The following is a 12,705-nucleotide window of genomic DNA, read 5'->3' as shown; positions in this document are numbered from 1 at the left end:
GCTTCGATGATAGGAAAGGGGATATGTCGCAAAAGACGCCGCATATCCCCTTTTTGCATCCGAAGCTTAAGATAAGGTGAGTGTCAGAGACGGTATCCGCCAGAAACCGTCAAAACCTCACCGGTGATGAAACCGGCAGCGTCGCTCAGCAAAAATCGGGTGGGTCCCACCATATCAGATGGCAGGCCATTTCGTGCCAGGGCGGTGTTCGCGCGGACCTCAGCCTGCAACGCATCCGGGCGTGGCGCATGGGCGCTTTCGACCGGGCCCGGGGCGAGGGCATTGACCCGGATCCCGCGTGGCCCAAGTGCCTTGGCCTGCGCCTTGGTCATGGCCACCAGCGCCGCTTTGCTCGCCGCATAGGCGCCTGCGGTTGCGGGGGGCGACGCGGCATTGACGGATGCAATGTTCACCACGGCAGAACCGTTTGGCATATGCGGCAGGGTCGCGGCCAGAATGGCCGCGGGGGCGGTGACATTGACCTGATAAAGCGCCGCATGCTCTGCCGGGGCCACGCTGTCGCAGGCTGTCTCGGTGACCCGGCCTGCATTGTTCACGATCGCGTCGATCTTTCCAAAGGCGGAAATGGCCAGTTTGACCACCTCTGCAGGCTCTTCGGCATTGGTGAAATCGGCGCGGATGGCGAGGCTGCCGGGATGTTTGACTGCAAACATCTTGCCCGCTGCTTTGTCTGAGAAATAGGTGATGACGACATGATGGTCGCGCGCCAGGTCGTCGGCAATTGCGCGCCCGATGCCGCGCGCCCCGCCGGTGACGAGAACGGTTTTACGCATGTGTTCCTCCTGTTCGCCTGTCGTGGATAACAGCTTGCACATCTCAGGAGAATGCAAATCCGATTTGCACCTCTGGTTGGCATGCGCATCCCCGCAAGCGTGGCCATTTCGCCATGCTGCAAACTGTAACAAAACGCTCGCAAAACCTTGATTGGTCCCAGAGGTTGGCCTGCGCTATTACGGGGTAAGACGAAAAAAGAGGTGACCGAATGCGGGTGATTTTTGGAGCTGCTATGGCCATGGTAATGGCGGTTGGGGTGGCCACGGCGCAAGATCGGTCGTTGATGGTGGTTGAGCTGTTTACCTCACAGGGCTGTTCCTCCTGCCCTCCGGCGGACCAGCTTCTTGCTGATATGTCCGACCATCCCAACCTGCTGCCGCTTGCGTTCCACGTGGATTACTGGGACTATATCGGCTGGAAAGACACCTTTGCCCAACCACAATTCACCCAAAGGCAGGAAGGGTATCGCCGGGTTGCGGAAGCCCGTTATAAATATACGCCGCAAATGGTGATTGGCGGTGTGACGCAGGTGGTGGGCAACCGTCCGATGGATGTTTTTGCAGCACTTGACGATCACCGGGACCGGATGGGGCAGGTGATGTTGTCCTCTCGCAAGACGGATCAGGGCGTGGTGGTTTCGGCCAAAACGGTGACCCGCGCGGCACTTGAGGCCGAGATGGTTGCGCTCCTGGTGTATTTCATCCCCTCTGAAATGGTGACAATCACCCGTGGGGAAAATGCCGGTCAGCAGATTGAATATACCAATATCGTGACCGAACTGACCCCCCTGACAACATGGGACGGGGCGGGGGAGCTGGAACTGACCTTGCCGGTTCTGGAGGGTCAGGCCGCAGCCCTGGTGCTTCAGTCGCTTACCCCCAAAGGCTATCCGGGGCCGATACAGGCGGCCATTCGGCTGAAGTGACCTGCGGGCGCGCGCCGTAAGAGATGCCACTGTCGTGGGGGGGCTTGGAATAAGCACGTGGTTCAGTTCTGTCTGAAACGCCTTAACTGCCGTCCTGACGGCGGGCCGGAATGTGCCAGCGGTTATGAACCCAAAGGAACTGCCCCATGTTCTGACGAACCTGTGCTTCCAGACTGTCATTGATGGCCTGCATCATCTCGTTGGGATCGCCATGCGGGATCGGTTCTTCGATCACCATGTCGAAATCGACCCCGTTGGCGCGCCGCACCCCATAGGCGCAGAACAGATGTGCGTCATATTTCAGGGCCATCTCCGCCGCTGAAATTGGTGTCAGCGCGTCCTGTCCGAAAAACTTCAACCGCTCGCCATCATTGGCGCGCTGGTCGGCAAGGATGGCGATCATGTTGCCGGATCTGAGATGCCGCAACATGTCGGCCAGACCTCTGCGCCCCTGGGGAAAGACCGGCTTGGCCACGGTTTCCAGCGCGCGGCGATAGAACATGTCGAAATATTTGTTGGTAAAGGGACGATATAGCCCCCCGATCGAGAACCCGTTCTGAACCATGGCAAGGCGCATCACGTCGTAATTCCCGAAATGCCCGGACACGCCAATGATCGGGCGTCCCGCGTCGCGTGCCTTGAGAAGGGCCTCAACCCCCGGACCTTTCAGCTCCAGCTTGCCAAGATGGCGCACGAAATCATCCGAGGAAAACAGCTCCGCCAGCACCCGCCCCGCGTTGTTTGGCACCTCGCGTTCCAGACGGGCCACTTCGGCAGGGGGCATGTCCGGAAACACTTTCAACAGGTTGTTGCGCACCCGCTTGCGATACCCGGCTATGGGGGCCACGACAGCGGATGTCAGCCAGCCAATGGTGGCGATGCGGGTTGTGTAGGGCAAAAGCCGGGGGAGACCAAGAACCGCGCGAAGGCCCAGATAGGCAAGATAGGCCTTGGGTTCAAATTTCGTTTCGGCCATGGGATCCCTTTATTGCACTAAACGTTTCGAGATCAGGTTGCATAGCAGCATACTCTCGAAACGCACGAAACATCGACATGGCATGGGCGTTTCTACTTATTATTGTGATCTAACAATATGTAGAAACGCTTTATCCAATCTGACGGGCAGATTGCCGCATTCTTTCCATGGTATAAAAGCGGCTCTGGCAAAGGGCAAGCTGCGGGGTGGTTTGTGCAGCGAAGGAAACGCGTTTTGACTGGGCAAGGTGTTTTGGTTTTGACCGAAGATTCGGGGGAAACTGAAATACGGCGGGAGGTCTCAAACCTGCTGGCGGTTCAGGACAGAGAACCGACACAGGGTGATCGCGAAATGCTCTACTCTTCATCCTCCGCGATCAGAAGAATTTCTCCCGCGCCTTCCATCTCTCGGATGCGAGAGATAACGGCATTCATGGCAGCCTCGCCATCTGCGGCTTTGACCTTGCCAAGGCTTTGCATTTCTTCGCGGATCTGCTCTGCCATGCGTTTCGACATGGCCCCGAGGATGAACTCGGCCGAGGCTTCCAATTCGCCGGTTGCAGCCGTCAATGCCGTGATCAGCACCGCCTGATCAATATCCTTGGTGATCTTCGGCACATCGCGCGGGTCGACACGGGCGGGGATATTGGCGAAGGTAAAGATCGCCTTGCGCACTTCCTCGGCAAAGACCTGATCTTCTTCGTCCAGCCCGTTCAGTACATCGTCGCGAGTGGCCGCGGGAGAGAAGTTGAGGATCGCGCCGACGCGTTCCACCGGCCCGTCCGTGAAGGCGCTGACCGGTTGGGCATCAAGCTGCTCGGCCAGAGACCGGCCAATTTTATGCACCACTTCCGGCGAGATATTTCCGGTCAGTGAGACCGCATAAGCCACTTTCCGCGCGCGCGGGCCGGGCAATTGCCCCAAAAGCTCAGCCGCCACAGAGACTTTGAGCTTCGACAGCAGAACCGCCGCCACTTCGGTGCTTTCCTCTTCCAGGATTGGCAACAGTTTCTTGGGGTCGATCCCTGCAATGGTTTCCCACGGATTGCCCGTGATCTTGACGCCAGCATTTTTGCGCACGCGCGCGATCATGGTCGGGTCCAACGTGCCATCGAGAATGTCCAGCGCCCCTTCCAGCCCGCCGGGAAAGGTAAGACCCACCTCCTGCATTTCGCTGATGAACTCATCGACCACGGCCGCCACGGTGCCTTTGTCGATGAGGCGCATTTCTGACATGTTTTCAATCAGATCGCTCTGCATGGCCTCAGGCAGACCAGAGAGGGGAAGCTCCGCCCCTTCTGCGAGCAAAAGGCGGATGATGATCGCCGCCTTTTGTTTCTTGGACAATTGCCGGGGTGGGGACATGAAGGGGGGCTGCCCCATGGGGGCACCTTTTGGCATTACGCCAAATTCCGGCAGCTCACCGGGCAAAACCACATCATTGTCCATCGGTGTAAGCGCGTTGTTCAAGGCCTGCTCCTCAATCCCGTCTTGCAGGTATTGTGGCAGAGCGATGTTAACAGCCGCTTACCCGCTGAGAAGAAACTGCAATTCGGCAGGCCGGATGTCAGCTTGACACCACAGGCGCGCAGGTCTTGGCGTCGTCATTCCACTCATGACCTGCCAGACAGCTCTGCGCCTGTTTTTCATGCTGTTCGCAGGCATAGGCGGGGGTGAGAAACGCGGTGATGGTCAGGACGCACCCAACCAGAAATCTCTTAAAAAACATGGGGCCCTCCTTGGTGAAGGACCCCATGATAGCACGGAACACGATTTTTGCGAAATCGGGCGGTGGTTATTCGCCGAACACCCGTTTGAAGATCGTGTCGACATGTTTGGTGTGATAGCCCATGTCGAATTTCTCGTTGATCGCGTCAACGCCGAGGGCTTCAACCACGGCTTCATCGGCCAGCAGCAATTCGCGGAAATCCAGACGTTCTTCCCAGACCTTAAGCGCGTTGCGCTGCACCATCGAATAGGCATCTTCACGCGACACACCGGCTTGGGTCAGGGCCAGCAACACGCGCTGCGACATGACCAGTCCGGGGAATTTATTCATGTTATCCAGCATGTTGTCGGGGAAGATCAGCATTTTCTCGACCACACCCGCCAGACGATGCAGGGCAAAGTCCAGGGTCACGGTGGCGTCCGGGCCAATCGCGCGCTCAACGGACGAGTGGGAGATGTCGCGCTCGTGCCACAGCGCCACGTTTTCCATCGCCGGCACCACGGCCATGCGCACCAGACGGGCCAGACCGGTCAGGTTTTCGGTCAGGACCGGGTTTTTCTTGTGCGGCATGGCGGATGAGCCCTTCTGGCCCATCGAGAAGAACTCGGCGCCTTCCAGAACCTCGGTGCGCTGCATGTGGCGGATTTCCACGGCGATGTTTTCGATCGACGAGGCAATCACACCCAGCGTGGCGAAGAACATGGCGTGGCGATCACGCGGGATGACCTGGGTCGAGATCGGCTCGGGGCGCAGGCCCAGCTTCTCACAGACATGCTCTTCAACGGCGGGGTCGATATTGGCAAAGGTGCCAACCGCGCCGGAAATCGCGCCAGTGGCGATCTCGTAACGGGCCTTTTCCAGACGGTTCTTGTTGCGGTCCATCTCGGCGTAGAAACGCGCGAAGGTCAGCCCCATGGTGGTGGGTTCGGCGTGGATACCGTGCGAGCGGCCCACGCGGACCGTGTCCTTGTGCTCCAGCGCGCGTTTCTTCAGGGCGGCCAGAACCTTGTCCATCCCATCAAGCAAGATGTCAGCGGCGCGCACCAGCTGCACGTTCAGGCAGGTGTCCAGCACGTCGGATGAGGTCATGCCCTGGTGCACAAAGCGCGCCTCTTCCGAGCCCACATGTTCAGCGAGGTGGGTGAGGAAGGCGATCACGTCATGTTTGGTCACCGCTTCGATCTCGTCAATGCGGGCGACGTCGAACTCGACATCTTTGGCTTTCCAGACGGCATCGGCGTTTTCGCGCGGGATCACGCCCAGATCGGCCATGGCGTCGCAGGCATGGGCCTCGATCTCGTACCAGATCTTGAACTTGGTTTCGGGCGACCAGATGGCGACCATTTCGGGGCGGGAATAGCGTGGGATCATGTCACGGCCTTTTTTGCGTTGTGGCTCCGGTTGGCGGTGTCATAGACTGCTGCGGTGCGGCAGATCAAGAGAAGGGGAGGCAGATGGGGCGGATTGCGGTGCTGTTAGCGACAATCATGCTGGGAAATGCCCAGAATGCGCAGGCCGGGGACGCTTTTCTGCCCATGCGTGGGGATGAGATTCGCGCCGCCCTTACGGATGCACGGGTGGTGTATTCCGGCAAGGATCAGGGTCGCTGGCAACTGTTCCACGCCGATGGGCGCACACTTTACGTGGCCGGCGCAGAGAGCTGGGGGCGGTGGTTTGTCAAAGAGGATCAGTATTGCTCCTCCTGGCCGCCTGCATCCCATGTGGACTGCTATGACATGCTGCGCGCCGGGGATCGGGTGCGCTTTGTCGGCGCGCGTGGGACAATTTATGAAGGAGGGATCAAGTGACGCTGCGACTTTCCGATTTCGAAGGCCGCTGGCATCTGACCCGGCGGATAGAAGATGCCAAGGCAGGCAGCACCGGATGTTTCGAAGGGGTTGCCACGTTCACGCCAGATGCAGAGGGGCTGCGCTATGACGAAGTGGGAGAGCTGCGTCTTCCCACCGGTCCAAACGGCCCGACGGCGATGCAGGCCACCCGCCGCTACCTCTGGCGGCCGGATGCGGATGGGGTGCTGGTGCTGTTTGAGGATGGGCGGGATTTCCACCGTATTGGCCTGTTGGGGGATACCGCCACGGGGTTTCACCACTGCCCCCCTGATGATTACGAAGTGAGTTATAATTTCTCGCGCTGGCCAGACTGGCGCGCCACATGGCGCGTCACCGGCCCACGCAAGGATTACATGATGATCACAGATTTTCGCCGCTGACCCGGCTTGCTGCGGTCCGGCCCCGCGCCGCCGGGGGCTGAGCCACGGCCAGTCGCCGGGGCAGCGCTGCCACTTTTTTCTTGTCTTAAATATCCCCGCCGGAGGCACCGCACATCACGCCTTGGCGCAGGTGGCGGAATGGGCGCTCAACCGATCACCGTCACGCCCTTTTCCGGGTGCGCCCGGTAATGGGCCAGACGGGTTTCGAGATCCCCCAGATGCCGCTCCAGCCGATGCCCATCCGGGTCGAGGAAATAGAGCGACGCGCCTTGCGACCTGTTCTCCTGCCACAGCGCGGCCTGCGTCTGGATGCGATCGGACAGGGCGCAAACTCAGCCGCTTCGCAGGAAAAGGCGAGGTGGGTGTAATCTGTGCGGAAAGGGATATCACCCGCCGTTTGCATCAGGCATAGCCAGATGTCCCCCAGTTCCAGATAGGCGCCGCTCGCCCAATGGGCGCGCAGGGTGGCGCCAAGCAGGTCACGATAAAACCCGACGGACCGGGCGAGGTCGGAGGTGGCCAACGTGATGTGGTTCAATCCTGTCACCACCATCCGCTGTCCTTCCTCCTCCTCCTCGTGGGCTGTCTTGCCCTACTGCTCTCTGGCCGCCGGATCGTTTGCCGTGGCCATCTGCTCAATAGAGGGTCCGTGAGTGGAAGCCCTCACCTGTGTTGGGGCGTCAGAACTGCTGATCCGCCCCCTGCTGCCATTCCTTGACGAGATTGCCAAATCGGGTAAAGCGCGCCTCGAAGCTCAGCTCCACCGTGCCAATCGGACCGTGACGCTGCTTGCCCAGGATCACCTCGGCCTTGCCATGCAGGCGCTCCATCTCTTCTTGCCATTCGGCGATCCGGTCCAGCTCGTGATCCCCGGGTTTCTCACGCTCTTTGTAATACTCGCCGCGATAGACAAACATCACCACGTCGGCATCCTGCTCGATCGAACCCGATTCCCGCAGATCCGAGAGTTGCGGGCGTTTGTCATCCCGGCTTTCCACCTGACGAGACAGCTGTGAAAGCGCAATCACCGGGATGTTCAGCTCTTTCGCAATCGCCTTCATCCCCATGGAAATCTCGGCAATCTCGTTCACCCGGTTGTCGGCCATGCCGCGGCAGAGCTGCAGATAGTCGACGATCAGCAGGTCCAGCCCATGGGTCCGTTTCAGACGCCGCGCCCGCGCGGCCAGTTGCGAAATGGGCAGGGCCGGGGTGTCGTCAATGAAAAGCGGGCAGCTTTCCAGATCCTTGGCCGCCTGCACCAACCGGCGGAACTCATCCTCCTGGAAATCCCCCTGACGAATGGTGTGGGATGAAATCTCGGCCGCCTCTGCCAGGATCCGGCCTGCCAGCTGTTCGGCCGACATCTCAAGCGAGAAGAACCCGACCACGCCGCCGTCAATCGCCCCTTCCGACCCGTCCGGTTTCAGCCCTTTTTTATAGGCTTTGGCAACGTTGAAGGCGATGTTGGTGGCCAATGAGGTTTTCCCCATCGACGGACGCCCGGCCAGAATGATCAGGTCAGACGGGTGCAGCCCGCCCATCTTCTTGTCGAGGTCAATCAGCCCGGTGGAAATCCCGGCCATGCCGCCGCCGCGTTCATAAGCGGCATTGGCGTTCTGCACCGCACCGGTGACGGCCTTGAGAAAGGACTGAAACCCGCTGTCGACCTGTCCGGCCTCGCCCAGCTTGTAAAGCTGCTGTTCGGCCTCGACGATCTGTTCCTTGGGTTCCGAGGAGATATCAACCTTGGCGGCCTTGGCGGAAATATCTTCCCCCAGCCGGATCAGTTCACGCCGGATCGCCAGATCATAGATCATCTGCGCATAATCGCGCGCCGCAAAAGAGGAAATCGCCGCCCCCGCCAGACGCGCCAGATAGGCAGGCCCGCCCAGTTCCTTCAGACCCTCGTCATCTTCCATGAACGCCTTCAGCGTGACCGGAGAGGCCAGCGCGTTCTTGGCAATGCGGCTTGCGGCGATTTCATAGATGCGCTGGTGTACCGGCTCGTAGAAATGGCTGGAATTGATGATCGAGGCGACCCGATCATAGACGTCATTATTGGTCAGGATGGCGCCCAGAAGCTGCTGTTCCGCCTCGATATGGTGCGGCAGAATGCCCTGCACCTCGTCCGGGCGCGCATCTGTTGCAGCGGGCAGGTTGCCCGGTATCGTGCTGATCTCGTTCATGCCTCTGTCCCTCGGCGGAGCGGTGGCAGCTCCCGTCGGGGGAGTATTACCCCCGATCCCTGCCTCAACGCAAAATGTATGTTTCTGTGAACAATCTGTGGATAAGTCAAAGCACCGGCAGGACCCTACCATATTTGGTGGGATCCCGCAAAAGGGTGCCTAAACTTGGTGTGTTCGGGTTAGCCTTCCATCCGCGCGGCCTGCCAGGCACGCGGGTCTTTCAGGAACCGCTCCACCTCGTCCAGCGTCTCGGTTGAAAACGCTTCCTGCGCCTTTGCCTCGGCCAGAACATCCCACCAGGTGCACAGGTGGATAAGCTGAACGCCATGATCGGACAGGGTTTTCTCGGTCTCGGGGAAAATGTCGTAATAGAACACGACGGCGGTGGCGCCGCAGGTGGCGCCGGTGTCGCGAATCGCATCGACAAAAGACAGTTTCGATCCGCCATCGGTGGTCAGATCCTCGACCAGCAGCACGCGCTGCCCTTCGGACATGGCCCCTTCAATCCGCGCGTTCTTGCCGTATCCCTTGGGCTTCTTGCGCACATAGGTCATTGGCAGGGCCAGACGTTCGGCGACCCAGGCCGAAAAGGGAATGCCCGCAGTTTCGCCACCCGCGATATTGTCAAACGCCTCGAACCCCGCCTCGCGCATGATCGTCACCGCCATGAAATCCATGAGCGTTGAGCGGATGCGCGGGAAAGAGATCAGCTTGCGGCAGTCGATATAGCTGGGCGAGGGCAGGCCCGAGGCCAGTGTGAACGGCTCATCCGTGTTGAAATTCACCGCGCCGATCTCAAGCAGCATACGGGCTGTTAGGCGGGCAATTTCGTCTTTGGCGGGGAAGGCGGAAGGGATCATGTGGCAGCGTCCTGTTCGTGTGTCTCAAACTCCCCCGAGATTTGCTCCCGGCCCGAAGGGGGGGCGGTTTCGCACCCGACCAGGGGGAGGGCCGGGTGCGACGCGGATCTAGAAACCGCTCTGTTCAGGTCTCTACCGACCAATGCAGCGGGAAGCCCGGATCAAACACGGTGATCGGGCCGGCGGCACTGTCGATTTTGGTTGGGTAGGTGACGGGTGCCCCCTTGCGCAACGTGATTGTGGCTGCGTTGGCGGGCAGGCCGTAAAAGGCCGGACCATTGAGCGAGGCAAAGGCTTCGAGCTGATCCAGCGCGCCCTCTTCCTCGAACACTTCCGCAAGGCAGGACATGGTATTTGTCGCGGTGAAACAGCCTGCACAACCACAGGCGCTTTCCTTGTTCGGGTCCGTGTGCGGGGCGCTGTCGGTGCCAAGAAAGAAGGTGGCCTCGCCAGAGGTTGCCGCCTCTCGCAGCGCCAGGCGATGCTCTTCGCGTTTGGCCACCGGAAGGCAGTAGTAATGTGGCTTGATCCCGCCCACGAGGATGTGGTTGCGGTTGATGATCAGGTGGTGCGTGGTGATCGTCGCCCCCAGATTGTCGCCGCCGGCGCGCGCGTAATCGACACCGTTTTTCGTGGTGATATGTTCCATCACCACGCGCAGATCGGGATGGGCGTGGCGGATCGGATCCAGCACCCGGTCGATGAACACGGCTTCGCGGTCGAAGATGTCGATGTCGTGGTCGGTCACTTCGCCATGAACGCAAAGCGGCAGGCCAATCTCGGCCATCTTCTCAAACACCTTCGCCACCTTGGTGAAATCCTGCACCCCCGAGGCCGAGTTGGTGGTGGCACCGGCGGGGTAGAGCTTGACCGCTTTCACCAGACCGGACGCATGGGCGCGGGCCACATCCTCGGGGTCGGTGTCTTCGGTCAGGTAAAGCACCATCAGCGGGTCAAATGTCATGCCCTCGGGCAGCGCCGCCATGATCCGGCCGTGATAGGCCTGGGCGTCGTCAAAGGTCACCACGGGGGGGACAAGGTTGGGCATGATGATACCACGGCCAAAATGGCGCGCGGTTTCGGGCAGGACGGCGTTCAGCACCTCGCCATCGCGCAGGTGCAGGTGCCAGTCATCAGGGCGGCGGATTGTCAGAGTCTGGGTCATCAGTCCCGTGATTAGACCAAGCCTGTCACGCTGGGAAGGGCTTTATTGCCTCAATCCCCGCGCAGAGCCTCAGAAAACCGGTCTGGCGCCCCGAACTCTTCCCCGTCCGGACGATACCGCAGCCCTTTGCCGGAAAAGAGCCCCAACCGTCGTGCCGGACGCTCTGTTGGCAATACGCAGACGCGGGTCTGTTCACGTGTCGCAAAGAACCTGGGATTTGACTGGATGGCCGGGGGCAGCAAAGTGGTATCAAACACCTTGCTGCGGGTGGTTTTTATCACCACCCGGTGCAGCGGTGCAGGGCCATCTCGCGCTTCCGGATCTGTGCAGCACAAAAGGTGGTCGCGCAGCTCCGCCTCTCGTTTTCTGAGGCGAGAGATCTGGCGGCGAATATCGGCCAGTTCCTCGGCCGGGTGCAGGGGTAAAAGCGGCCGATCCCGGGGAGTTTCCGCGTTGATCGGTGTGCCGCTGAACGGGTGACGTGTCTGTTCCATGGGGCCAGATTGCACGAGGTTTGATTAAAGTGTTTCGACTTATTATTGAGATACAATAATGAGGCGAAACGCTCGAAACCTACTGATGTTGCGAGCATTTCGAAATCAACTTGTGTCTCAAGTTCATCTCGAAACGCTTTAAGGTCTGGTAAAAGGCCGTGTCGGAAGATCAGGCCTCTTCGAGGAGGCGGTTGGCCTCGGTCAGTGCCTTGCGGAACCTGGGGGCGCCGCGCCGTTCGGTCACGTGACGTGACAGGGCGGCCACCAGACGGGGGCGGTGTGTCTGTTGCAGCCGGTTCAGCAGCCGGCGCAGATAGGGTAGGTGGGTGCGGCGGTTGCGCAGGATGTTTCGCGCCACATGAGGGGAGAGCTGGCCCTCGGTGGCGGCTTCGATCATCTGCGGCAGGGCAGCCATCGACCACAGCTCTTCCACCAGCGTGTCCCCCATGTGGCGGCAGGTCAGGTGGTGAATATGCTCAGCCTGAAACAGGCTGGCATGCATTGCATCCTCGGCATTGGCCGGATCATGTAAAAGATAGACGGCCTTGGCGCCTTCCACCATGTCAGGGGCATAGCCGTAACGGGTGGTGAAATCGGTGCGGCGCATCTTGGGAAACCGTCGGTCCCAGGCGACGCGGGTCATGTCGAGTGTCGCCTGAGGAGCAATGGCAATCACCGTCGCCCCCGGCGCGGCCACGCTATAGGCACAGGCGGCGTAGCCACTGGGGCCAGCCCCGTAAAACACGACCTGATCGAAATCTTCGAAAAACCCGTCATCCACAAGCCGGTCGAAATAGCCATAAAGGTCCGGGTCGCGAAACCAGCTTTCCTCATGGGCAAGGATGCAGAGATTGGACCACCCGTTTTCATCGGCAAGATCCCAGCCAAGCGGGCGGGCCTCTTTGCTCTGGCGCACGGATTGGGCGGTTTCGAATGTGACCACCAGGGTTGGGCCGTCATCGGTAAGGATGGCCGAGTGGCGCTGTCCGACAGGTTCGAAATAGCCGCGCTCTTCGCCCATTTCGTCAATCATACTCAGCCACTTGTCAAAATCCGCCCCGGCGAGATTACACTCGCGCTGGTCGCGCTCATCTGCCTGGGGCGGGGTGTCGTCCATCATACTGATACCTTTGGTTCGGCCATCCTTAAAGCGTTTCGGGATAAACTTAAGATACATGTTTATCCTGAAACGCCCACAACATCGCTCTCGCTTGCGGCGTTTCGGTTTTGCCCTTTGTCAGGTTAAAACCGAAACGCTTAATAGATGTGCTAAAAGGTAATGCGGGCGGGATTGGGTATGCAATGGGGCAAAAAGGTGAAATGCCGGGTGCGATTTCGTGACTGTC

Annotated in this window: 13 protein-coding genes and 1 pseudogene; 3 read left to right on the top strand and 11 right to left on the bottom strand. The window is 59.8% G+C overall.

Features of this window, described 5'->3' with window-relative positions; all coding sequences use genetic code 11:
* Window positions 1–83: 83 nt before the first annotated feature.
* Entirely contained in the window at window positions 84–794 is a 711-nt protein-coding gene (locus AKJ29_RS07775) for an SDR family NAD(P)-dependent oxidoreductase (protein WP_055190489.1), read from the bottom strand.
* A 209-nt stretch (window positions 795–1,003) separates the two neighbouring features.
* Between AKJ29_RS07775 and AKJ29_RS07770 the strand changes: the two genes are divergently transcribed.
* Window positions 1,004–1,720, top strand: a complete 717-nt coding sequence (locus AKJ29_RS07770; protein ID WP_055189613.1) for a DUF1223 domain-containing protein — start codon at window positions 1,004–1,006, stop codon at window positions 1,718–1,720.
* A gap of 82 nt (window positions 1,721–1,802) precedes the next feature.
* Here AKJ29_RS07770 and AKJ29_RS07765 read toward each other — a convergent pair whose 3' ends face one another.
* From AKJ29_RS07765 to purB, 4 genes are all read right to left on the bottom strand, one after another.
* Entirely contained in the window at window positions 1,803–2,696 is an 894-nt protein-coding gene (locus AKJ29_RS07765) for a lysophospholipid acyltransferase family protein (protein WP_055189611.1), read from the bottom strand.
* Window positions 2,697–3,052: 356 nt separating this feature from the next.
* Complete coding sequence (locus tag AKJ29_RS07760) at window positions 3,053–4,165, bottom strand: flagellar motor switch protein FliG (protein WP_235477349.1); 1,113 nt, start codon at window positions 4,163–4,165, stop codon at window positions 3,053–3,055.
* 97 nt (window positions 4,166–4,262) lie between these two features.
* The gene (locus AKJ29_RS19635; RefSeq protein ID WP_161805385.1) at window positions 4,263–4,424 is read right to left on the bottom strand and encodes a hypothetical protein; all 162 of its coding nucleotides are present in this window, start codon (window positions 4,422–4,424) and stop codon (window positions 4,263–4,265) included.
* 66 nt (window positions 4,425–4,490) lie between these two features.
* Entirely contained in the window at window positions 4,491–5,795 is a 1,305-nt protein-coding gene (purB, locus tag AKJ29_RS07750; protein WP_055189607.1) for an adenylosuccinate lyase, read from the bottom strand.
* Window positions 5,796–5,878: 83 nt separating this feature from the next.
* On the opposite strand from purB, the gene AKJ29_RS07745 reads away from it, so the two are divergent.
* Window positions 5,879–6,232, top strand: coding sequence for a hypothetical protein (locus AKJ29_RS07745; RefSeq protein ID WP_055189605.1), 354 nt, complete (start codon window positions 5,879–5,881; stop codon window positions 6,230–6,232).
* The gene (locus AKJ29_RS07740; protein WP_074963615.1) at window positions 6,229–6,654 is read left to right on the top strand and encodes a DUF6314 family protein; all 426 of its coding nucleotides are present in this window, start codon (window positions 6,229–6,231) and stop codon (window positions 6,652–6,654) included. The genes AKJ29_RS07745 and AKJ29_RS07740 overlap by 4 nt, the downstream gene beginning before the upstream one ends.
* 146 nt (window positions 6,655–6,800) lie before the next feature.
* Here the strand turns inward: AKJ29_RS07740 and AKJ29_RS07735 are convergent.
* The 6 genes and pseudogenes from AKJ29_RS07735 to AKJ29_RS07710 all read right to left on the bottom strand — a co-directional run bounded on the left by AKJ29_RS07735 (window position 6,801) and on the right by AKJ29_RS07710 (window position 12,536).
* A pseudogene (locus AKJ29_RS07735) lies at window positions 6,801–7,204 on the bottom strand (VOC family protein).
* 130 nt (window positions 7,205–7,334) lie between these two features.
* Entirely contained in the window at window positions 7,335–8,840 is a 1,506-nt protein-coding gene (locus tag AKJ29_RS07730) for a replicative DNA helicase (RefSeq protein ID WP_055189604.1), read from the bottom strand.
* A 179-nt stretch (window positions 8,841–9,019) separates the two neighbouring features.
* A complete protein-coding gene (locus AKJ29_RS07725) occupies window positions 9,020–9,700 on the bottom strand; it encodes an orotate phosphoribosyltransferase (protein ID WP_055189602.1) in 681 nt (226 codons plus the stop codon).
* Between the two features lie 124 nt (window positions 9,701–9,824).
* Window positions 9,825–10,865, bottom strand: a complete 1,041-nt coding sequence (gene pyrC / locus AKJ29_RS07720) for a dihydroorotase (protein WP_055189600.1) — start codon at window positions 10,863–10,865, stop codon at window positions 9,825–9,827.
* 50 nt (window positions 10,866–10,915) lie between these two features.
* Window positions 10,916–11,359: a hypothetical protein gene (locus AKJ29_RS07715; RefSeq protein ID WP_055189598.1), complete on the bottom strand. Its 444-nt coding sequence runs from the start codon at window positions 11,357–11,359 to the stop codon at window positions 10,916–10,918.
* A gap of 169 nt (window positions 11,360–11,528) precedes the next feature.
* A complete protein-coding gene (locus AKJ29_RS07710; protein ID WP_082392548.1) occupies window positions 11,529–12,536 on the bottom strand; it encodes a hypothetical protein in 1,008 nt (335 codons plus the stop codon).
* Between the last annotated feature and the right edge of the window lie 169 nt (window positions 12,537–12,705).

The sequence above is a fragment of the Aliiroseovarius crassostreae genome (assembly GCF_001307765.1).
GTDB classification, from domain to species: Bacteria; Pseudomonadota; Alphaproteobacteria; order Rhodobacterales; family Rhodobacteraceae; genus Aliiroseovarius; species Aliiroseovarius crassostreae.
The sequence above is the reverse complement of the archived record's forward strand: the minus strand, read 5'-3'. Positions and strand labels throughout refer to the sequence as shown.